Annotated in this window: 20 protein-coding genes and 2 pseudogenes; 21 read left to right on the forward strand and 1 reads right to left on the reverse strand. The window is 40.7% G+C overall.

Annotation, left to right across the window (positions count from 1 at the left end; all coding sequences use genetic code 11):
• Positions 1-61: 61 nt before the first annotated feature.
• The 17 genes and pseudogenes from NYE65_RS23330 to NYE65_RS23405 all read left to right on the forward strand — a co-directional run.
• The gene (locus NYE65_RS23330; protein ID WP_340861827.1) at positions 62-853 is read left to right on the forward strand and encodes a putative hydro-lyase; all 792 of its coding nucleotides are present in this window, start codon (positions 62-64) and stop codon (positions 851-853) included.
• A gap of 22 nt (positions 854-875) precedes the next feature.
• The gene (gene pxpB / locus NYE65_RS23335) at positions 876-1,634 is read left to right on the forward strand and encodes a 5-oxoprolinase subunit PxpB (RefSeq protein WP_328177249.1); all 759 of its coding nucleotides are present in this window, start codon (positions 876-878) and stop codon (positions 1,632-1,634) included.
• A complete protein-coding gene (locus NYE65_RS23340) occupies positions 1,631-2,626 on the forward strand; it encodes a 5-oxoprolinase subunit C family protein (RefSeq protein WP_327078006.1) in 996 nt (331 codons plus the stop codon). The genes pxpB and NYE65_RS23340 overlap by 4 nt, the downstream gene beginning before the upstream one ends.
• A 281-nt stretch (positions 2,627-2,907) precedes the next feature.
• A pseudogene (locus NYE65_RS27355) lies at positions 2,908-3,163 on the forward strand (IS5/IS1182 family transposase); the annotation flags it as partial.
• A 422-nt stretch (positions 3,164-3,585) separates the two neighbouring features.
• The gene (locus NYE65_RS23345; RefSeq protein WP_328177248.1) at positions 3,586-4,668 is read left to right on the forward strand and encodes a hypothetical protein; all 1,083 of its coding nucleotides are present in this window, start codon (positions 3,586-3,588) and stop codon (positions 4,666-4,668) included.
• Positions 4,655-6,823, forward strand: coding sequence for a molybdopterin oxidoreductase family protein (locus NYE65_RS23350; protein ID WP_340861828.1), 2,169 nt, complete (start codon positions 4,655-4,657; stop codon positions 6,821-6,823). The genes NYE65_RS23345 and NYE65_RS23350 overlap by 14 nt, the downstream gene beginning before the upstream one ends.
• Positions 6,824-7,384, forward strand: coding sequence for a 4Fe-4S dicluster domain-containing protein (locus NYE65_RS23355; RefSeq protein ID WP_034312626.1), 561 nt, complete (start codon positions 6,824-6,826; stop codon positions 7,382-7,384). It abuts the gene before it with no gap.
• A gap of 11 nt (positions 7,385-7,395) precedes the next feature.
• Positions 7,396-7,923, forward strand: coding sequence for a Rieske (2Fe-2S) protein (locus tag NYE65_RS23360; RefSeq protein WP_053534759.1), 528 nt, complete (start codon positions 7,396-7,398; stop codon positions 7,921-7,923).
• A 186-nt stretch (positions 7,924-8,109) separates the two neighbouring features.
• The gene (locus NYE65_RS23365) at positions 8,110-8,421 is read left to right on the forward strand and encodes a hypothetical protein (RefSeq protein ID WP_054396283.1); all 312 of its coding nucleotides are present in this window, start codon (positions 8,110-8,112) and stop codon (positions 8,419-8,421) included.
• A complete protein-coding gene (locus tag NYE65_RS23370; protein ID WP_328177245.1) occupies positions 8,408-8,686 on the forward strand; it encodes a hypothetical protein in 279 nt (92 codons plus the stop codon). Before NYE65_RS23365 ends, NYE65_RS23370 begins: the two co-directional genes overlap by 14 nt.
• Position 8,687: 1 nt before the next feature.
• Positions 8,688-10,193, forward strand: a complete 1,506-nt coding sequence (locus NYE65_RS23375; protein ID WP_340861829.1) for a nitrate/nitrite transporter — start codon at positions 8,688-8,690, stop codon at positions 10,191-10,193.
• 197 nt (positions 10,194-10,390) lie between these two features.
• Entirely contained in the window at positions 10,391-11,041 is a 651-nt protein-coding gene (locus NYE65_RS23380; protein WP_328177243.1) for a sensor histidine kinase, read from the forward strand.
• Positions 11,042-11,130: 89 nt separating this feature from the next.
• Positions 11,131-11,784: a response regulator transcription factor gene (locus tag NYE65_RS23385; RefSeq protein ID WP_034312606.1), complete on the forward strand. Its 654-nt coding sequence runs from the start codon at positions 11,131-11,133 to the stop codon at positions 11,782-11,784.
• Positions 11,774-12,235: a GAF domain-containing protein gene (locus NYE65_RS23390; RefSeq protein ID WP_034312603.1), complete on the forward strand. Its 462-nt coding sequence runs from the start codon at positions 11,774-11,776 to the stop codon at positions 12,233-12,235. The genes NYE65_RS23385 and NYE65_RS23390 overlap by 11 nt, the downstream gene beginning before the upstream one ends.
• A 23-nt stretch (positions 12,236-12,258) precedes the next feature.
• The gene (locus tag NYE65_RS23395) at positions 12,259-13,986 is read left to right on the forward strand and encodes a sensor histidine kinase (protein ID WP_340861830.1); all 1,728 of its coding nucleotides are present in this window, start codon (positions 12,259-12,261) and stop codon (positions 13,984-13,986) included.
• A 255-nt stretch (positions 13,987-14,241) separates the two neighbouring features.
• Complete coding sequence (locus tag NYE65_RS23400) at positions 14,242-14,997, forward strand: IclR family transcriptional regulator (RefSeq protein WP_278089374.1); 756 nt, start codon at positions 14,242-14,244, stop codon at positions 14,995-14,997.
• Positions 14,998-15,399: 402 nt separating this feature from the next.
• A pseudogene (locus tag NYE65_RS23405) lies at positions 15,400-16,215 on the forward strand (transposase); the annotation flags it as partial.
• A 179-nt stretch (positions 16,216-16,394) separates the two neighbouring features.
• Here NYE65_RS23405 and NYE65_RS23410 read toward each other — a convergent pair.
• A complete protein-coding gene (locus NYE65_RS23410) occupies positions 16,395-17,417 on the reverse strand; it encodes a hypothetical protein (RefSeq protein WP_328177241.1) in 1,023 nt (340 codons plus the stop codon).
• Positions 17,418-18,123: 706 nt separating this feature from the next.
• On the opposite strand from NYE65_RS23410, the gene NYE65_RS23415 reads away from it, so the two are divergent.
• The 4 genes from NYE65_RS23415 to NYE65_RS23430 all read left to right on the forward strand — a co-directional run bounded on the left by NYE65_RS23415 (position 18,124) and on the right by NYE65_RS23430 (position 21,842).
• Positions 18,124-19,404, forward strand: coding sequence for an MFS transporter (locus NYE65_RS23415; RefSeq protein WP_328177240.1), 1,281 nt, complete (start codon positions 18,124-18,126; stop codon positions 19,402-19,404).
• A gap of 365 nt (positions 19,405-19,769) precedes the next feature.
• Entirely contained in the window at positions 19,770-20,558 is a 789-nt protein-coding gene (locus NYE65_RS23420) for an SDR family NAD(P)-dependent oxidoreductase (protein ID WP_340861831.1), read from the forward strand.
• A 173-nt stretch (positions 20,559-20,731) separates the two neighbouring features.
• Complete coding sequence (locus tag NYE65_RS23425) at positions 20,732-21,526, forward strand: alpha/beta fold hydrolase (protein WP_340861832.1); 795 nt, start codon at positions 20,732-20,734, stop codon at positions 21,524-21,526.
• A 67-nt stretch (positions 21,527-21,593) separates the two neighbouring features.
• Positions 21,594-21,842 (forward strand): ferredoxin, encoded by a 249-nt coding sequence (locus tag NYE65_RS23430; protein ID WP_340861833.1) that lies wholly within the window; start codon positions 21,594-21,596, stop codon positions 21,840-21,842.
• The last annotated feature ends 76 nt before the right edge of the window (positions 21,843-21,918 follow it).

Here is a 21,918-nt window from a genome sequence, read left to right on the forward strand (position 1 = left end):
AAGTGGAAGTGGCGTGCCAGTTTGTCACTTTCTGCCACTTTGTAATAGGAGATGAATACTAATGATCGACCTTTCTCAAGCTACCCCGGCTGAGTTGCGTTCAATGATTCGAAACAACGAATTGATAAAACCGACCGCTGGCATGGCTAACGGTTATGCACAAGCGAACTTAGCCATCTTAAAAAAAGAGCATGCTTTTGATTTCTTATTATTCTGTCAGCGTAACCCTAAATCCTGTCCATTGCTGGATGTTACGGAAATTGGTTCACCCATTCCCGCATTTGCAGCGAGGTCTGGGGATATCCGCACCGATATTCCGAAATATAGGGTATATAAATATGGAGAATTAGTAGAAGAAGTAACGGATATCTCAAACTACTGGGAAGAGGATATGGTTGGATTTTTAATTGGGTGCAGCTTTACATTCGAACACGCCCTTTTAAACAATGATATATCGGTTCGTCATATTGAAGAGGGATGCAATGTACCAATGTATAAAACCAATATCCCTTGTATTGAAGCAGGGATTTTTCATGGGAAAATGGTGGCTAGCATGAGGCCGATTCCACAAAAGGATGTGGTGAGGGCAGCTCAAGTGACATCGCGGTTTCCGGCCGTTCATGGCGCTCCAATCCATATTGGCGACCCTGAAGTGATCGGTGTTTCCGGCATTCAGCATCCGGATTTTGGTGATCCAGTAACGATTCGTGAAGGGGAAGTCCCAGTATTTTGGGCATGTGGTGTAACACCTCAATCCATTGCTATGGAGACTAAACCGGAGATCATGATCACGCATGCACCTGGACATATGTTCATAACGGACATTCGTGATGAAAAATTAGGAGTTTTATAACTGACAGAAAGAGATGATTCCTATGCCGGAAAAGCTTTTGAAAAAAACTGCATGTACACTTTCTCCATTAGGCGATTCCGCAATCGTGATAACATTCGGGAATGGAATGGAATACAGCGTTCACAAAAAAATAAAATTGGTAAAGGATTTGCTGGAAGACGAACCGTTTGCAGGGTTTATAGAATGTGTACCGGCTTATACCAATTTGACGGTTTTTTATGATCCACTCGTTATTTATAAGAATCAAAATAAAAGTAATGGTAATGAAACCACATCTCCCTTTGAAGTGGTCCGTTCCATCTTGGAAATGAAATTACAGGATTTAAAAGAAGATAAGAAACTGATACATCGAACGGTTACCATTCCCGTGTGCTATGGGAATGAATATGGACCCGATTTGGAATATGTTGCCCGCTATAATGATTTGACTACTGATGAAGTCATTCATATTCATTCAACCGGTGAATATTTGGCTTATATGATCGGGTTCGCACCGGGTTTCCCGTTTCTTGGCGGACTTTCAGAGAACATCGCGACACCTAGGCGATCCTCTCCCCGAATGGCCATTCCGGCAGGGGCAGTAGGGATTGCCGGTATGCAAACGGGAGTATATCCCATATCAACGCCTGGTGGATGGCAATTGATCGGACAAACGCCAACCAAACTATTTTTACCAAATGTAAATCCTCCAAGTCTATTACAAGCAGGGGACATTGTGAAGTTCCATCCGATTACGGATCAAGAATATAAAGAAATGATTCTTAAGGAGGGGATACAGTGAGCCTGCGCGTAATCAAACCAGGATTATTGACCAGTATACAGGATCTTGGAAGAAAAGGATTCAAGCAACATGGGGTGATTGTAAGCGGGGCGATGGATGCACATTCTTTACGAATTGCCAATATGTTGGTTGGCAATGAAGAAGGAGAAGCGGCCTTGGAAATTACATTAATGGGTCCGACCATTAAAGTAGAGAAAAATTGCCTGATTTCGATAACAGGTGGAAATTTATCACCTACACTTGATAATAAGGTGGTACCGATGTGGAAGCCCCTTCTTGTGAAAAATGGATCGATTCTTCGATTTGAAGGGTGTAAATCAGGTTGCAGGGCGTACTTAACTGTAGCGGGAGGCTTTGCTATTCCTGAAATTATGGAGAGTAAAAGCACATATCTAAGGGCTGGGATTGGCGGTTATATGGGGAGGGCATTAAAGGCTGACGATGTCTTGCAGTTTAATGAACCTTCGAAGAATCTTGATGATCGAACGTTCAAAGGTTCATTTTCCTTCCCAAAGTGGTTTGTCAATGAGAAGGAGTTCATGCCAGGAGGAAAACCTCACATCCGTTTCATCGATGGAAGCCAATATGAATATTTCACAGATTCAAGTAAAGATAGTTTTGTAGAGAGGTTATTTAAAGTTTCCAATCAATCCGACCGCATGGGATATAGAATATCGGGCCCTGCACTGAAATTAAAGGATAATGGGGAGTTATTATCTGAAGCGGTTACAAATGGGTCCGTTCAGGTTCCTCCAGATGGAAATCCGATCATCCTCCTTTCAGATAGCCAAACAACGGGCGGATATCCTAAGATAGCTCAGGTGATTACGGCGGATTTACCAATTATCGCTCAGGTTAAACCAGGGGAATCGATTCAGTTCTCACGGGTGAATTTAAAGGAGGCTGAACGGCTGTTCCTTCAAAAAGAACGGCAATTGAAGGAATTGAAAGTTTCAATTTCATTGGCCTTGAAAAAATGGCTGGATATATAATGCTTCAACAATTAACGCAAAAGACGAGAAAGTACTCTTAAAGGGTGCTTTCTTCAGACTGTAGACAACCTCGATGAAAATCGAGGTTGTCTACATTTTTTTATAGCTTGTACAACTTGACGTTGTGTGGAAAGTAAGGCTCGTTTTCCGCGGGCGCGGGAGCCTTCTCGGCTTTCGCCTGCGGGGTCTCCCCTGGACACGCTTTTCCCGCTGGAGTCTCGAACACCCGCTCCAATCAATTTTGTTTTAAAATAGGTCTATTAAAACTTGAGGTGAAGAGGATGCTTTCTAAACATGATTCTATTCAGCGAGATCAACTTGAAATGATTACTTTAGATCAACTGGTGCCACCGAACCATATTGGTTGGTAAAATTGAGGCTTCCTTGGCTTCACTTTCATTTATGACTTGGTGAAAGATATGTATTCAGAGGTAGGACGCCCAATTATTGATCCTGTTATTTTTCATTCATTATACCTTCGATATTCGTTCTATGTGTAAAACGATTGAAGAAGCTGAAACACATATGGATTACCGTTGAACTTATGTCTGCAAACTGGAGAAAGTACTCTTAAAGAGTGCTTTCTTTTTTGTTTCATTAAACAAAGTTCATGATAAAGAAGGTCCCTTTCTTCCACTATGTCTAATAATGTTTTCCAAAACCGGTTTGCAATTCGTAAGTGAGGAGAAGTTGACATGCATTTTTTCTCCAAAAAAATCTTGAAACCCAACATCCTCATACGTACTTATTTACATTATTACCCCAATCCCAAATAAGAAGTTATGAAATTAGAGTGAAGGAAATATGGACTAATCACCATTCTGACGTCTGAATTTCTGTTTATTTTCAAAAGTTAAGGGGATTTTTCCAAAAGGATGGGGAAGTTCCCCGATATCGAACAATCAGACAAGATCTTACAATAAGGGTATGGTAATTGTTTGTAATGAGGAGGAATAATAATGCAGGCAAAAGTCGCCGTAAATCAAAAAACAGGAAAATCGATTGATGATGCTTTTGCATCACATTTTGCAAAGTCTATGTTTCTAGCAGTTTGCGGACTTGTATTCTTATCGTTTATAGGTACGAGAATGTTTACACACGTGGATTTAAACCTTTATGGCTATATGGTGGGGACGTTTATTTTTATTGGGGGTTTCTTTTACAGATTTATCGCTTGGGGGGAAAGGCCGCCAACAAAGGTTTTTATAAAAAAAGGAATCAAAATTCTCTTAAGAAGATCAACGCCAAAAACAACAGTTGAACATTTAGCAACATACAATTTCATTTGGAACAGGGGAATTTACCGATGGACTCAGCACGTTCTTATGGGCTGGGGCTGCATTCTTTCCTGCTTCGTGACCTTTCCTCTAGTATTTGGATGGATGTACTTCACAATGGACGAGAACGGTTACTACAACATCATCGCAATGGGGATCCAAGTAATGACAGTGCCAGCTGATGGGCTCATTGCGAAGTTATCATATAACGCACTGAACATAACAGCAGTGATGGTCATTTCCGGAGTATGCATGGCCCTTTATCGCCGTTTGAAAAATATGCAGGCAAGGGCAGAGCAACAATTCATGTATGACTTCCTTCCATTATTCATGCTGTTATTGGTCAGCGTTACAGGATTGGCACTAACGTTCATGAACATTTTTATGCATGGTGCAGGACAGCCGGCCATGTCACTGATTCACCAATGGTCAGTCATCATTACATTGATTTATCTTCCGTTTGGAAAACTTGCGCACATACCTTTCCGCCCAATGAGTGTATTTGCAAGAAACTACAGAGAACATTATGCGGAACAATCCATGAAAGGATGCAAAGTATGCGGTAATGAGTTTATTTCAACAGAACAATCAAAAGATGTCATAGAGGTACTCGGCAGGAATGATATAGAATTCCAAGCGAAAGAAGGCCACCATCTCGCTGAAATGTGCCTTCCTTGTCGAAGAAAATACAGGATTGCCCAATTTTCCGGGTTCCCCATCCATGAAGTAAAAGTTAAGGAGGCAAACCAGGATGCAAAAGGATAAGTTTTTTAAAGCAGAAAGTAATGTGGTACACCCGAATGAAACATTGGTCAAAACCCATTGTGCTTATTGCGGAATGCAGTGCGGAATGAATTTAAGGGTAAATGTAGCGACGAATAAAATCATTGGGGTTGAACCCCGTTATGACTGGCCTGTAACCGTAGGGAAAATGTGTCCAAAAGGGGTTACAGCTTACCAGCAGACGAATCATGATGATCGTATTTTAAAACCGCTTATTCGTGATGATGCTTCATTAAAGGGAACAAAGGAAGGTTTCCGTGAAGCAAGCTGGAATGAGGCGTATGATTTAATCGCAAATAAGTTCAGGGAACTTCAAGTTAAATATGGAAAAGATTCATTATCCGTTTTCAGCGGGGTATCAATGACAAATGAAAAATGCTATTTAACAGGGAAATTTGCACGTGTGGCTCTTGGAACTCGTTACATTGATTATAATGGCCGATTTTGCATGTCGAGTGCAGCCGGGGGATTCCTTCGTTCTTTTGGAGTTGATAGAGGTTCAACATTACCTTGGACTGATCTTCATGAAACAGATTGCTTATTTATTGCAGGAAGCAACACAGCAGAATGCCATCCAACTTCTATGTTCCGTGTTTGGAACGTACAAGAAAGAGGAGGGTACATTATCGTGGCAGATCCCCGTGAAACTCCTATTGCGAGAAGAGCAGATGTTCATCTTGACTTGAAACCGGGAACGGATCTTGCCCTTGCTAATGGAATCTTAAATCTATTAATTCAAAACGGTTATGCTGATGAAGAATTCATTAATAATCATACGAACGGGTTTGAAGAAACAAAAGAACTTGTAAAAGAATTTACACCGGAATATACGAGTGAGCTTACAGGTGTGGCATCGAAAAAAATCATTCGTGCAGCAGAAATTTATGGGAAATCACCAAATGCAGTTGTCATGTTCGCACGTGGAATCGAACAGCAGCATAAGGGTGTCGACAATGTATCTGGATATACAAACTTGGCGCTTGTGACAGGTAAAATCGGACGGCCAAAGTCTGGTGTAGCGACATTCACCGGTCAAGGAAACGGGCAAGGGGGACGGGAGCATGGCCAGAAAGCCGATTTATTGCCAGGATACCGTAAAATTACAAACCCTGAACATGTAGCAGAAGTTTGTAAAGTATGGAAAATCACTCCTGAAGAAATGCCCCAGCCGGGTGTATCTGCATATGAAATGTTTGAGTTGATGGAACAAAAAACGATTCGCGGACTGTATCTGCTATGTTCTAATCCTGCAGTATCTGCTCCGAATTTGAATTTCGTCAGAACTGCGATGAAAAATCTTGATTTTATGGTGTGTTCGGATTTCTATCTTTCTGAATCAGCGGAGTTTGCGGATGTGATCCTGCCATCTGTAACGTGGTCAGAAGATGAAGGAACTGTTACAAACCTTGAAGGAAGAATTATTAAGATAAATAAGGCACAAGAACCAATCGGTGAATCTAAGCCCGACTGGCAAATACAAGTAGAGCTTGCAGAACGTCTTGGGAGAGGAAGATATTTTTCCCATTTGATAACGGCAAAAGATGTGGCAGATGAATTCAGACTGGCCAGTAAAGGCGGAAATGCCGATTATTACGGCGCTACATGGGATAAGATCGACAAACAGGACGGAGTTTTTTGGCCTTGTAAGGATGAAAATGATATGGGAACGCCGCATATGTTCCTGGATAAAAAATTCTATCACGCAGACGGGAAAGCGAAAATTTGTGCGCTTCCTTACCGTCCCCCTGCTGAAGAGCCAGATGAAAAATATCCACTCCGTTTAACAACCGGTCGTGTCGTTTACCACTACTTATCTGGAAACCAGACGAGAAGAATCCAGTTCCTGCGTGATATGTGCCCGGAGCCATACGTCGAAGTGCATCCGGAAACAGCAAAAAAATACAATATGGACCATGAGGATAAGGTCCGCCTGTACACCCGGAGAGGCGAGGCAATTTATAAAGTGAAAATTACAGCGGCAATTCGTAAGGACACTGTATTTGTTCCATACCACTTTGGGCACGAGCAATCTATCAACCTATTAACGATTGCAGCACTTGACCCAATATCCCGTATGCCGGAGTTTAAGGTCTGTGCGGCTCAAATGGAAAAAGTCGAAATGAAGAAGGTGCAATAAATGAAAAAGAGGCTCTATTTAGAACTTGAAAACTGCATAGGATGCCGGTCATGCCTTGCTGCTTGTACACAATGCGGAGGTCATGAAGAGCGGAACAGGAACTACGTTTATGATGTAAACCCTCTAGTCAATCGGCAGACGATGCCTCTTATGTGCCTCCATTGTGTGAATCCGGCCTGTGCAAGAAGTTGTCCTGCCCAGGCAATCCAAATACATGAGACAGGGGCCGTCTTATCAGCTCTAGTTGAAAAATGTATTGGCTGCCAAAACTGTACGATCGCTTGTCCGTATGGAATACCAAAATTTGACACAGAGCAAAACTTAATGTATAAATGCGATTTATGTATTGACCGGACAAAAAACGGTATCCCGCCAATGTGTGCAAGTGTTTGTCCATCCAACACACTTCAGTGGCTCACCGATGAGGAAATTGGAAATAGAAAAAAACAATTTAATCTAGATAATGGAAAATGGGTGAGTAGCCTGCCTTATCTTGAAAGTGAAACGAACGTTAAGGTAAATTTGCCTGGTATTTTACAAGGAATTGAAAAGCTATTTTAGGAGGGATTTATATGCCGTCGGATAAAAATAATAAAATCCCCTTTAATGAAGATAATTACACCCATAATATTGAACGGGATAATGAAAGAAAGCTCGACAGACGAGGGTTCATGAAAACACTAGTGGGAGCTGCAGGAGTATTCGCGATTTCATCCCTTCCTTGGGGGGCGATTGCGGCTAAAGAATTGATGGGTCTTGGGGAAAAGGAGTATCCTCACAAAAAAATAACTAATGTAAGCGGACTTCCAATTGGTGACGCAGTGGAGTTTAAATTTCCAGGGGAGCATGATGATGCCATTTTGATCAGATTGTCTGAAACGAAATACGTAGCATACCAAAATGCATGCACACATCTTCGTTGCCCGGTATTTTGGGTGAAAGAAGAAGGTGAAATGATCTGTCCTTGCCATCATGGGAAATTTGATGTTGAAACAGGTGCTCCAACTGCCGGACCTCCAAGGAGGCCCCTGCCTGAAATTCAAGTGAAAGTTGAAAATGGCGCAGTATACGCTGTAAGGGTGAAGCGTTATGAAGTTTAAGTACATCGGTGTCGCGTTGCTTTGTGCTTTCTTGATGATGAATATTGTATTTACCCAATTTATGGTTCACCAATTTTATTATGAAAATTATATAAAAGTACTAATATTTGGGGGATTAAACATAGTGGTGTTTCCCTTAGCGTTATTTACTTATAAAAAAACGAAAAACGAAAAGGCGTGAATCAAATGAACAGTGAAACATACTTTGATTTTTGTTTTGTAAAAGAAGCAACTGGAAATTTTGCTGCTGAAATCGATAAGCTCCTTTCAGACCTTTTTAAAGATGTCCGTCTTAACTGGTATTTAGATGAAAAGTCAATAGATGGGGCCGATATTGTAGTTGCCGAAGTAAAGGGAATGAGCAATTGGGAGTCTGTAGTGGAAACGATTGAATTTATCGAGAATCATGCAGAAGATACATTCTGGGAATATTTGCAGGGTTTTCAAATGAATGTATACAGTGCAAAGAGAGGGTGCAATACATGTGGGACACATTAATTTGGACGGTTTACAATCATTAGTCTCGGAAAAAGCCAGAGTGGCAATATTGGATGATGATGGGCAGGATAAAGCGCCTTTTGTTACTAAAACGATAGATAAGGTGGAGATTTGTCCTGACATGACCCATCTACGCATTTATTTTGATCACCTGAATTTTTTCGCTGTTCCCCTGACATGCAATATGGCTCGAAATAAAAATGAGTGGTCAGCTTTTGACGCAAACACGGGTTTACAATATGTAATTAGAAGAGAGAGTGAATAGAATGATTAAGAAAATACAGCTTCCATTACAGACTTTAAACTTAGTAGTCGGATTTATGGTATGGGTATTAATTTCTTCCCTGATGCCCTTTATTAAAGAAGATATTGCTATACCGGAGAGTCAGCTTGCCCTGGTGACAGCCGTTCCTGTTATTTTGGGATCTGTACTTCGTATCCCCCTTGGCTTTTACGCCAATCAGTTCGGAGCCAGGAAAATTTTCCTGATTAGCTTTATGTTACTATTGTTCCCTGTTTATTATATCAGCATTGCCGATTCCCTTGTCGATTTGTTGATTGGAGGACTTTTCCTTGGTATTGGAGGAGCCGTATTCTCTGTTGGAGTAACCTCTTTACCTAAGTATTATCCAAAGGAACGTCATGGCTTTATAAATGGAATTTACGGTGCAGGAAACCTTGGCACGGCAGTATCGGCATTTGCAGCACCCGTTGTAGCTGAGAATTTTGGTTGGTCAACAACTGTACAGCTTTATCTTGTGATCTTGGCGGTCTTTATCGCAGGTAACTTTCTGTTAGGGGATAAAAAAGAGCTGAAAGTAAAAACACCGCTTTTAGAACAAGTGAAGAGTGTCTACAAAAATGAAAAACTATGGCTGCTAAGTTTATTTTACTTTATAACATTCGGTTCTTTTGTTGCATTTACTATCTATCTGCCAAATTTTCTTGTAGCTAACTTTGGATTGGATAAGGTTGATGCCGGTCTAAGGACAGCAGGCTTTATTGTTCTTGCTACCCTTATGAGACCAATTGGCGGATGGCTTGCAGATCGTTTTCATTTCCTCATTTTGCTCATGTTCGTTTTTGGAGTGTATACAGTTTCAGCGATGATCCTATCCTTTGCTCCATCAATTGGCTGGTACACTATTGGCTGTTTGAGTATTGCCCTATGTGCCGGAATGGGAAATGGTGTTATTTTTAAACTGGTGCCGATGTATTTCCAAAAGCAGGCTGGTATTGTGAATGGGATCGTTTCCGCTATGGGCGGTTTGGGTGGTTTTTTTCCGCCATTAATTTTATCCTTGTTATTCAATATCACAGGCCATTATGCAATCGGGTTCATGGCGTTGTCAGAAGTTGCCCTTGCAAGTTTGATTTTAGTTGTTTGGATGTATTTCCAAGGCAAAATGGGGCTTGCCAAAGAAGTGATCGATCATACAATAGAAGGGATTCTAATTACCGATACCACCGGTAAGATCATTTCAGTAAACCCGTCGTTTTGCAGTATTACGGGTTATCAGGAAAATGAAGTAATTGGTAAGAACCCTAGTATACTTAAGTCGGGTAAACAGTCTCGAACTTTTTATGAGGATTTGTGGAAATCCATTGAGATAAATGGATTTTGGCAAGGTGAAATCTGGAATAGCCGAAAGGATGGACAGCAATATCTGCAATGGCTGACCATTAGTTCGATAAAGAATGATGCGGGGGATGTCGTTCAATATGCAGGTATGTTTAGTGACATTTCAAGTCATAGAGTGAAAAAAGCATAAAATGAACTGCGCGCATTAAATTATTGGATTTGAAGGCTGAATTGGAGTTTTCAAGAACTAGAAGTTCTAATGCTAGGTTTCAGGTGGGAAAAAAGGTATACGTCAGTTTTCTCACCACTCTGCCGAAAGTGTAATGGGGGAGCATGCCGCATTTTGCATCGCCAATAATCAGCGACAATTGAAAAAGGAGGGTGGGAATGAATACTCAGCCACTTAAAAAAAACATCAGTTCTTATATCATACAAACACATGAAGAAGAGATTAAAAGAATTGCGATGGAGCTTCATGAAGGTGTGGGGCAGTCCCTTTCCAGTCTCTTTTCCGGAATGCAGCTCATTGAAACGGCAATCGAACAGCCTGCCATGAGAATTTATGCAGGTGATATGAAACAGCTATTGGAGAAGGCAATTAAAGAGATCAGGCTTTTGGCTGTAGAATTGCATCCTCCTACCCTTACGACTTTTGGGCTTATTTCAGCTATTAAAAGCTACATGAAAATATACACCTCAACCTATGGTATTGAGGTTGAGATGGAGAATCTGGGAATTGAATCGCAAATCTCTGATAGAGAGAGCATTACACTTTTCAGGGTCTGCCAAGAAGCATTGGTGAATATAGCGAGGTATGCTGATACAACAAAAGCAAGTATACTATTCAAATGGGAAAAAAGCATGTTATTAATTATGATAAAAGATTCAGGGAAAGGATTTGAGGTTGAAGCCGCCATGAATAAGCTGAGCGGGCTTGCCGCCATGTGTGAAAGAATGCATTTGATTGGCGGGAATTGTACCATTTTTTCAAAAATAGATCATGGGACTTCTATAGAGATTTCTCTGCCATTATATTAAAATGCTAAACAAGGGGTTTGCGAATTGTGCAATCCCCCTTGTTGTTTCATATAACGATACAAACACGAACAAAGCTAGGGGGAGCTTCTTTGATAAAAATTTTGCTTTGCGATGATCACGCCGTTGTAAGAATGGGCTTAAAGATGCTACTAAACAATCATCCTGATATGGAAGTCATTGGGGAAGCTTCAGAGGGGAATGAAGGAATACAACGAGCACTAGAGCTTCAGCCTAATGTGGTAGTCATGGATTTAAGCATGCCACATGGAAAAGATGGCTTATCGGCTACTTCAGAACTGAAGAAACTCATGCCCGAGGTAGCCATATTGATACTTACCATGCATGATGATGATGAATATTTGTTCAGAACCATTCAAGCCGGGGCTTCAGGCTGTATTTTAAAAAGTGCGCCCCATGAAGAACTATTGGTAGCCATCCGATCTTTATCAAACGGAAATGCTTACCTTCATCCATCTGCAACAAAAAGGGTAATGGAAGAATATTTAGGCAGTGTGAAGCAGGGAACCGCTGATTCTATCAATCTGTTGTCTGACCGTGAAAAAGAGGTACTTACGTTGATTGCGAAAGGGTTTTCCAATAAAGAAATTGCCGGACAGCTTGTCATAAGCGTGAAAACGGTTGAAAGCCATAAAGGAAACCTAATGGAAAAGCTCAAGATGAAAACAAGGCATGAACTTGTTGCATTCGCTTTAAAAAAGGGGTTATTAGGGTATGGAATTTAACTTGGACAGTAAATCGAAAGAGGAACAACCATTTAAAAAAGCGTGTGAATATGTATTAGATGAAATGAACGGTGATTTTGTAGGACTTGCCTTACAAAACAGAAAAGGTCCTGATATAAGCTGGCATTATGCCGCCGGCAACAGAAATGATAAGTACAAAAGGATAACTGTTCGATATGGAAAAGGAATTGCAGGCAGGGTCATATCAACGGGGACGCCGATGAAGATTGAGGGTTTCCCCAATAATATCCACGGCAAAGCTTTAGATTATCCCATCATGCTTGCGGAAAATCTCCGTTGCGCCTTCGCGGTTCCGATTCAATTTAAAGGTGTTCCCAAAGGGGTATTATTAGTAGGTAAACGAACAGTTCAGCCCATTTCTGAAAGTGACCAGCATAAGATCCTTGATGCAGCGAAAAAACTGGAAAAGGAATTGAACAGCTTAATTTAACATGGCAACAAGGAGGATTATGTATGGACTTGAATAAACATTTGGAAATGGAAAAAGGGGTTACGCCTGGATCCAGCGATGCGACAATCCTTGTCAATGAATCTGGAGTCATCTCTTTTGCGAATCAACAGGTATATGACAACTTTGGTTATGAACATCATGAATTGAACGGGGAAAAGCTTCTGAATCTTATACCAGGGGCAAACCTGCAACACAGCGGGGCAGGGGAGATTATCCACCAGTTGGGGATCCACCGGGATGGTCATGCTTTTTCGCTTTTTTTCAGGGTGAACTCCTTTCAGCTTGCGAAAGAGCTTTATTACTTAATTGTAGTCCATAAAGTGAAAGACCAATCACGGATTAACCAGCAGCAATCCTATCCGATCAATGAACTGGTTGATTTAATTTACGCACTTGATGAATCAACGATTGTTGCATTTACTGATGAAAAGGGCAAGATAATAAACTTTAATAAGAAATTTTGTGAGGTATCCAAATATTCAGCAACAGAGCTTATCGGGAAGGACCACCGAATTATCAATTCAGGTCATCATTCAAAGGAATTTATGCAAGAGCTTTGGCGGACAATTTCATCAGGAAGAGTTTGGCGGGGTGAAATCAAGAATAAAGCGAAGGATGGAACTCATTATTGGGTCGATACCACAATTGTCCCTTTCTTAAATGAAAAAGGGAACCCATATAAATACCTGGCAATTCGCAAGGAAATTACCGAATATAAACGAGTTTTAGAGGAATTGGGGAAATTCGTAAATAAAATGGCCGATTTCCAATTTGCTTTGGATGCTTCCTCAATTGTAGCAATAACCGATCAAAGAGGGACGATTAAATATGTCAATGATCAATTTTGCCGGATTTCAAAGTTTTCAAAAGAAGAGCTGATCGGACAGGATCATCGAATCATTAACTCGGGATTTCATTCGAAAGAGTTTTTCAACAATCTTTGGAAAACAATATCATCAGGGGAAGTATGGAAAGGCGAGATTAAAAATAAGACCAAGGATAATACTTATTATTGGGTGGATACGACAATCGTTCCATTTCTTGATGAGTTCCAGAAACCTTATCAATATTTAGCGATTCGTTATGAAGTGACCCAGCGTAAGCTTGCGGAAGAAGAGATTCAGAAAATGACCGGTAAAATCATTGATGTGCAGGAAGAAGAAAGAAAACGCATTTCCCGAGAGCTTCATGATGATATCGGACAAAACTTATACAGCCACCTCATAACGATTAACAGACTTCAGACAGAAATGGATCATCCCCTGTTAGATCAAATGCAAGATGAAGCGACCGAAATTATCGAATCACTCCGGCATCTATCCTGGGAATTAAGGCCATCGGTACTTGATGATCTTGGACTGTTCCCTGCCATACGCTCTTTAGTGGCGCAATTTTTAGAGCATCATCATATCAAGGTCCATTTTGAATGCTATTTGAACTGCCGTCTGAATGCAAACAAAGAAATTACCATTTACCGTATTATTCAAGAGGCACTAACAAATATTAGGAAATATGCCTATACCGAGGAAGCTACAGTGACGATCCAGGAAATAGAGGAAGAAGTTCGTGTAGAAATAGAAGATCAAGGAAAGGGCTTTGATATCGAAAAAGTTACCCGAGGAGTAGGCTTATTCAGTATGGAGGAAAGAGCCAGAGTTTGCGGCGGAAACCTTATCCTTCATTCTCGTGAAGGGAAAGGGACAAAAGTAACATTGAAAATGCCTTTGTAGTGGATGGGCTTTCGTAATGATCAAGTAACTTAATCCGCTAAACGCTTTAGCATTTCACATTATTACTCGTTCCATGGGCTTCGGGATGATAAAATGATTCGATCAAATTTAAAAAAATGCCGGTTAATCAAATGAGAATACAAACAGAGCATTTCGAAAAACAATCAATACGGTTATTTTCATTACATCCTTTCTTCCATGTTTTATAATAGAATGATAGTTAAGGAAAACATGTATCATGAAAGGAGACATTGTATGCAGGCACATAACAAAACGGTCGTGAAATCCATGCAAATCCTAACCCTTTTCATAAATCATCCAAAACTGACCTTTAATGAAATGATGGAACTTTCCAATTTGCCGAAAACGTCGTTACACCGTATGGTGGGATCTTTGGAGGAAATGGGGTTTTTGACAAAGGACGAGGATGGCCGCTATTCACTTGGATTGATATTCCTGCAGTTTGGTCAACTGGTAGGGGAGCGTTTGGATATCAGGTCAATCGCCTATCCGATCATGAAAGACCTACGGGATGATGTTGAAGAAGCAGTGAATTTAATTGTAAGGGATAAGGATGAAGCGATGTATATTGAAAAGGTGGACACCCTGCAGCCAGTTCGACTTTATACATCCATTGGAAGGCGTTCGCCATTGTACGCTGGCGATTCTCGAATCATCCTAGCGTTTTTGCCAGAAGAAGAGCGTGAAAATTATTTGGAAAACATCCAATTAAAACCAATCGCCATGGGAACGATTACGGATAAAACTAAACTCCGTCATGCAATGGATGAAGCGAGATCAAATGGGTACACGATAACTTCATCAGAACTGGAGGATTATACAAAAGCGGTGAGTGCACCGATACTCAATGGTAAAGGTGAAATAGTAGCCGGTATTAGTGTCGCTGGGATTGAAGCACGATTTCAGGAAGATCGCTTGCCTGAATTGATTGACAAAGTAACGAAAGCTGCCAAAGCCATTTCCGTGAAACTTGGTTCTCGAACACATTAATGAAAATAGTAAAGTCATTTCATTTTCGGAATATATTTTTCTTAAATAAGAAAACTTATTTAAGATAGTCGTTTCCTGCATTCTACATAGAGGAAGTAAAGCCACCGCTTATGGTGGTTTTTTGTCATGTCACATGCCCAGTTGAACCAAAACGAAAAGGTGAACCATTAGGGGTTCACCTTTCAGACTGTAGACAAACTCGATGAAAATCGAGTTTGTCTACTTTTATGGCTTTTACAATTTGGACGTTGATTGGAACGAAGGGCATCGCTTTCCGCGGGCGGTCGGGGAGCCTCCTCGGCTTTCGCCTGCGGGGTCTCCCCTAGACGCGCTTTTCCCGCAGGAGTCACGTACCTTCCGTTCCAATCAACTTTGTCTTACCTTTTAGATAAAATCAAACAAGATCGTGAAAACCATGGAAAAAAGCCTTTTCCACCAGATAAATTTGATAAAGAAGAGACCAAAGAGATTAAAGAAAGTATAACGGATTCTGAGAGTTGCAACTATGTGAAAGATGAACGAACAAAACAGTTTGCCTATTCATACCACGCGGCAGCAGACCGCAACGGTTTTGTATTGGGAACGATTGTAACACCTGGAAATACACATGACAGTCAGATCTTAGAGCCACTAGTTGAACAAGTGATTGAGAAAGTTGGAAAACCGGAAGCCGTTGCCGCAGATGGAGCTTATAAAACACCAGCGATTACAAGCTACCTATTTAACAAAGAAATCATACCGGCTTTACCTTATACATGTCCTCGCACCAAAGAAGGATTTTTCCGCAAACAGGACTATGTATTCGATGAACATTTTGATTGTTACCCTTGCCCTTCGGGCGAAACTTTAAAGTACTCAACAACTAATAAAGAGGGCTATCGCGAGTACAAATCGCCAAAACAAATTTGTACAACATGCTCATTTTTATCTCGGTGTACAGAAAGCAAAGACTGTCAAAAAGTGGTGCCCCGGCATATCTGGCAAACACATGTGGAAGAAGCAGATCATCTGCGTCATCATCAAGATGTAAAACCTATATATGCAAAACGTAAAGAAACGATTGAGCGTGTATTCGCAGATGCAAAAGAAAAGCATGGTATGCGTTGGACTACTTTAAGGGGACTTAAAAAATTGTCAATGCAGGCGATGCTTACTTTCGCTGCCATTAATTTAAAGAAGATGGCCAATTGGACATGGCGAGGTCCAAAAATGGCCTAACATGTGGGCTCGTAGAGTCGCAATCTCTTAACTTTAGGCGGAAATTCAAAGGGAATTTCAAAAGGGGTTCAGAATTTTTTAATTCCGAACCCCTTTTGTCTACAAACTGAAAGGTGACCCATTAGGGGTTCACCTTTTCCTATATCGTAATACTTTATCGCAAGATTGTTAGTCAGCCATTAAATACGCACAAAGTGTGATTGATTTATATTTCTTGGCACCCCGATGTCAGCCATTGTAAGTAAACCTGGTTTACGGAGGGCATCAATTTGCTTAGCGGTATTGATGATCATTGCTGCGGTTGCAGTATCTCCAAAGATGCCATTTGGAACAATCAACCTTTGGGTTTCGTTCCCCTCAATAACGATTTCATCTTCCTGTTTAATACCTGCAGACATCGTTAAATCCAAGGAAATTTCCTTTCCGTCCACAGTCTTGCCTGTGGAAATTTGATGGAGCCCCATAACATCCCCTCGTTTTAAGGCAGTTAGCGGAACGGTCATATTTTCGCTTGCAATCGTTGGTTCAATGGTATTGATAACATTTGAAAGTTCCCAATTCAGCCCATAAGCGATTAACCTTACAGACTCCTCAAGACCTACATGCCCAATTTCATTCCGTTGGGCCAAAAATTCAAACTCTTCTCTGGTCATACCGATTCCGACCTTTTTTTGTAAAGGGAGGCGCCTTTTCGAAACATCCACTTTACGGATGACCTTAATTTGGTTAACAGTGGTCAATACTGTTGTAAAAGAAATGGCCATAGTATCCATGATATACCCTGGATTGATTCCGGTCCCGATGACACTAAGTCCTTTTGCTTTAGCATAATCATCTATTTCCTTTGAAAGTAAAGGGTAGCGATGCCAAGGGAAGGAAAGCTGTTCACAGGTGGAAACCACTGAAAAACCGTGATCTAGCAGCTCTTTGATTTGGGGCCATACTTGTTGTGCATTGGAACCGGTTGCATGTAAGGCGATAGGGTGGTCAGCTTCAGTATTTACGTCCTGGATATGGGGAACTACACACTTGTTCGTTTCCTTTTCATCGATCAGGAAGCCAATATCTTTCCCTACCTTATCGGGGTCAATATCGACAACACCGATAATAGATTGAGGATTCGTTTGATAAGCACTGCGTAGAATTTCAATTCCGATGGGACCAAGCCCGAATACTGCGAATTCAGAATATTGGATAGTCATTCATCTCTCATCCTTTCAAATAACTTATAACAAAATGCTAACATTGAATGATAAATAATAAAAATAGTTAATTTTTATATATTTATAAAGAATGGTTATAAAAGAAAGACGGCAACCGAATGAGCGGAAGAAGAATCATTCTTCAATTTTGGGTTTACCTATCTAAGGAAACGTTGGTTGGCGGTTCACGAATTGTATGCCTTATTCACCTCAAGCTGCAGCATAAGGTGGGGTGATGGACAGAAAACCGTCATACTATTCCCGGTTAAAACTCTTTATTTGAACGGAACTAGACTAAGAAGCGCTTCAGTCACATGATGGACATTTTATTGCTGCAAATCATGATGTTTCAAATAATTATGGAGATGCATTACCTAAGGTACGAGGATTTGCAGAAACATTAGCTGGTTTTATGTGATAGATGGGTAAGGTATTGTTTCGGGTTGTTTTCATCGAAACTCCACCTTATCTAGTTTTGTATATAAAACTATTTTTTTTCTGCTGAAAAATATTATTCGGAATATTATTGACTATTAAGAAAATTCAATATAACATTAAATATCGGTAACGATGTTTTTTATATGAAACAAAAGTTGCTGCTATCTTTTGAAAGGGGGAGTTGGTGAAGTTTGATAGCATGATAGCCATTTTGTATCGAAAATCATGAAAGCGCCTTCAAACGAGCCTATTATAAGGGGGAAATAACATGTTACAAGGTCAAAAAAGATGGTTGTACATTGCGATTCCTATTTTTTTCTTCTGGTTTTTCGGTCAGATTGATAAAGTAGGTATCTCTGTTATCCAAACCGATCCGGGATTTTTAAGTGATCTTGGTCTGACTGGCCCGGATAAAAATGCGAAAATTGGCTTGATCTCCTTTATATTCATGATTTCATACTCCTGTTCCAACATTTTTTGGGGTGTTATTATCGACAAGTTAGGGGCGCGGAAAACAGCGGTTTTAGGTTTACTGGTATGGACTGCGACAATGGTCATGGGAGGGCTGTCCACCTCATACGAAATGTTTTTAATTAGTAGGGTCATCCTCGGAATCGGGGAAGGCATGATGATCCCGATATCGGGTAAATTCATATCGAATTGGTTTAATAAAAGAGAGCTTGGAAGGGCACAGTCATTCTGGATTACTGGAAACTACCTTGGCCCGGCAGTGGGTACCGTTATGCTCATCCTCATTATTTCAACATTTCATTGGCAGGCCGCGTTCTTTGCTCTTGCCGCCTTTAACTTGTTTATAAATATTCCAATGTTCCTGTATTTGGCTCGTAATACGCCTGAAGAACATCCATGCATGAGTAAAGAGGAAGTCTCCTATATTCGCCAAAAGGACGAAATGCATGATGTGCAGTTGAAGCAATTCTTCGCAAAGGATTATCGTTATTGGATTGTCTGGTTTGGCAATTTGATGTCGTCCTTTCTGTTCTTTGGAATCAGTATTTGGCTTCCTACCTATCTTGTGGAGGCCAAAGGCTTTGAAAGAGATGCAATGACTGGGATTACCTCATTATCATGGCTATTCGCGCTAGGATTTGTCCTGGCTGGCGGATTTCTGGCGGACAAAACGAAACGCCCGAGCTTGCTTGCGACGATTCTTTTCATACTAACAGCTGTATTTTTGACAATCGCTGTCATTGCACCTAGTCCTATTATGGCCGGGGTTTCAATGGGGCTCGCCATGGGAACTCAGGGGGGAATGTTTCATCTAACCAATTTCTTCATCATCAAATTTTCAACACCTGAAACAGCGGGACGCGCGGCCGGTTTAATGGGATTCACGAATATTATGGGTGGATTTTCAAGCTATATCATGGGGTGGAGCCGCGATATGTCTGGCGGTGATTTTGGTCCCTCCATTGCCATGCTGATAGTAGCAGCCACTCTGGGGTTTGTCGCGTACTTGTTTATGATTAAACAAGAAGTTGCCGAAAATCACCTAAGTAATACAACAGGAAACAAAGTAACTTTATAGAGAGCAAAAAAAAGTAATATCATACGTTTTTTAGAAAGGGTCTCTCAGTAAGAAGGGACGCTAGGTTCTTACTGAGAACCACAATAAATCTTGAATACTCATTGACGTGTACACAGGAATAAGGATGAACACAGCTTGATATAGTACAAGGCACATATTCCCGAACGATGGTTTCAGTTTTTTTTACAGCTCACATTGACAATGAAGCGATTACATTTTAGAATTGTTTATATAAAAAAACATAGTTTTATATATAAAACGTTTATTGGGGTTATGTCCTCGCTACAAGACCGTATATTTGAACTGTAACCGATCTTTGGATAACCGTTCATTATGTTTGAAAGAAATCAGAAGGGGTGGAGACAATGGGCATGGCCTTAAAAGATAAAGTCGTTTTGATTACAGGGGGAGCTTCTGGAATAGGAGAAGCTGTCACACGCCGTTTTATACAAGAAGGAGCAAAAGTGAGCATTATCGGCCGCTCTAAAGAGACATTAGCGAAAATGAAAGGAGAATTTGGTGAAAATATCCTTACTTATCAGGGAGATGTAAGCAAATACCAAGATAATGAGCAAGCGGTCCAAGCTACTGTTGAGCAATTCGGAAAGTTAGATGTTTTCGTTGCGAATGCAGGCGTGTTCGATGGATTTGCCAAATTTGCCGATGTGACTCCCGAGGCGCTTTCCGAAGCGTATGATTTCCTATTCAATATTAACGTAAAAGGCTCTTTTTTCGGAGCTAAAGCTGCTCTTGAAGAACTGAAAAAAACGAATGGCAATATTATTTTTACCGTGTCCGGTGCAAGTTTTTATCCAGATGGCGGCGGTGTTTGGTATACAGCGAGCAAACACGCCCAAATTGGATTGATGCGCCAGCTTGCGTTCGAACTATCGCCTTCCATCCGGGTAAATGCCGTAGCCCCAGGGGGTACATTGACAGCACTCACGGTGATTCCACCGCTGCGTCCATTTGTGAAAATCGTCGATAATGATACGAAAGCAAGCAGCATTAAAAAACGGAATATTCTTCAACTTGCCCAGATGCCGGAAGATCACGTTGCGGCTTATGTACTGTTAGCTTCTGACGAATCACGCGCAATCACCGGTGAAGTCATTTCCAGCGACGGTGGATTGTCAGTGCGGGGCCTTGGCTAAGCTGGAGAGGTATTTGAATACGTTAGCTGAATTGTAAGACGGGAAAGGAAGCACTTTCTTTATAGGGTTTCAAGCAAAATATAAAAATAGTAAATCATTCTCTAATTTAAGAAAGTTATACAGTTTGGGGGCTTTAAGAGTTAGAGACTTACCTTTAGAAGGGGACTGATCGTATGCCATTCGTAAAAGTAGAAGATTTAAGCATTCATTATGAAATAGAAGGTAATGGAGAACCTCTAGTATTATTACATGGTATGAGCAATAATTCACAGTCATGGAAGGAACAAATCCAGGAATTAAAGGAGCATTATACAGTAATCGCATGGGATGCTCCGGGTTATGGGAAAAGCTCAGATCCAGCAGAAGAATATAGACATTTTAAAGAGTTCGCACGTATTCTGAACGGCATGCTAGATCAGCTAAAGCTGGAAAAAATCCATCTGCTCGGCCATTCAATGGGAGCGGCAATTGCGATAGAGTACTGTAGCCTGTACCCTAATAAGGTTAATAAACTCATATTAGCAGATTCGACAAGGGGGGCTGCTGCTCTATCACCAGAAGAGAACGAGACGAAATTGAAAAATCGATTATTTTCAATTGAAAACCTTTCTACAAAGGAGATAGCGGAAAAGAGGATACAAGCACTGCTATCTCCCCATGCTTCAGAAAATGTCCATACACGAGTCAAAGAGATTATGACACAGATAAGACCGGCAGGATATCGATCGGTAGCATATTCACTTTATCATCTAAATCAAATGAGTATGTTATCTCATATAGCTGTTCCTGTTCTTGTGATTTGTGGTGAGTTGGATACTGTAACTCCCATTAAGGAATCAGAAGCCATTCATGAAAAGCTAATAAACTCCCGGCTAGTGATTATTCCAGATGGCGGTCATTTGTGTTACCAGGAAAATCCAAGGAAGTTTAATTCGAGCATTTTGGAGTTTTTGAAAGATATTGAGTAGGAAAAGGCTTCTACAAATACTTTAGTAAAACCAGGGCCTAGATTAGAGAGAGGAATGAATAGGAAAAATGGCTAATTATACAATCGTTGATAAAGAAACGTGTATTGCTTGCGGAGCTTGTGGTGCTTCAGCTCCGGATATTTTTGATTATGATGAAGAAGGGATTGCGTTCGTTATATTGGATAATAATGTTGGGGCAGCGATTATACCTGATGAACTCGAGGAAGATATGATAGATGCTTTAGAAGGATGTCCAACAGATTCTATAAAAGTGGCTCATACATCCTTTGATGGTAACCCTAATAAATTTGAATAATAATTTCAGGTGCGTTTGTGTCCAGTAGCTTTATAGATTTTTAATGTGGTGACATATCCAGATTGTCTTTGAAAGG

The organism is Peribacillus sp. FSL R5-0717, assembly GCF_038002945.1.
GTDB classification, from domain to species: domain Bacteria; phylum Bacillota; class Bacilli; order Bacillales; family DSM-1321; genus Peribacillus; species Peribacillus frigoritolerans.

Coding starts and splice junctions, on each gene's coding strand:
- NYE65_RS23430 (WP_340861833.1), top strand. CDS start 21,594: ATGGCTAATTATACAATCGTTGATAAAGAAACGTGTATTGCTTGCGGA.
- NYE65_RS23360 (WP_053534759.1), top strand. CDS start 7,396: ATGCCGTCGGATAAAAATAATAAAATCCCCTTTAATGAAGATAATTAC.
- NYE65_RS23425 (WP_340861832.1), top strand. CDS start 20,732: ATGCCATTCGTAAAAGTAGAAGATTTAAGCATTCATTATGAAATAGAA.
- NYE65_RS23395 (WP_340861830.1), top strand. CDS start 12,259: ATGGACTTGAATAAACATTTGGAAATGGAAAAAGGGGTTACGCCTGGA.
- pxpB (WP_328177249.1), top strand. CDS start 876: ATGCCGGAAAAGCTTTTGAAAAAAACTGCATGTACACTTTCTCCATTA.
- NYE65_RS23400 (WP_278089374.1), top strand. CDS start 14,242: ATGCAGGCACATAACAAAACGGTCGTGAAATCCATGCAAATCCTAACC.
- NYE65_RS23365 (WP_054396283.1), top strand. CDS start 8,110: ATGAACAGTGAAACATACTTTGATTTTTGTTTTGTAAAAGAAGCAACT.
- NYE65_RS23350 (WP_340861828.1), top strand. CDS start 4,655: ATGCAAAAGGATAAGTTTTTTAAAGCAGAAAGTAATGTGGTACACCCG.
- NYE65_RS23410 (WP_328177241.1), bottom strand. CDS start 17,417: ATGACTATCCAATATTCTGAATTCGCAGTATTCGGGCTTGGTCCCATC.
- NYE65_RS23355 (WP_034312626.1), top strand. CDS start 6,824: ATGAAAAAGAGGCTCTATTTAGAACTTGAAAACTGCATAGGATGCCGG.
- NYE65_RS23345 (WP_328177248.1), top strand. CDS start 3,586: ATGCAGGCAAAAGTCGCCGTAAATCAAAAAACAGGAAAATCGATTGAT.
- NYE65_RS23330 (WP_340861827.1), top strand. CDS start 62: ATGATCGACCTTTCTCAAGCTACCCCGGCTGAGTTGCGTTCAATGATT.
- NYE65_RS23420 (WP_340861831.1), top strand. CDS start 19,770: ATGGGCATGGCCTTAAAAGATAAAGTCGTTTTGATTACAGGGGGAGCT.
- NYE65_RS23375 (WP_340861829.1), top strand. CDS start 8,688: ATGATTAAGAAAATACAGCTTCCATTACAGACTTTAAACTTAGTAGTC.
- NYE65_RS23390 (WP_034312603.1), top strand. CDS start 11,774: ATGGAATTTAACTTGGACAGTAAATCGAAAGAGGAACAACCATTTAAA.
- NYE65_RS23380 (WP_328177243.1), top strand. CDS start 10,391: ATGAATACTCAGCCACTTAAAAAAAACATCAGTTCTTATATCATACAA.
- NYE65_RS23415 (WP_328177240.1), top strand. CDS start 18,124: ATGTTACAAGGTCAAAAAAGATGGTTGTACATTGCGATTCCTATTTTT.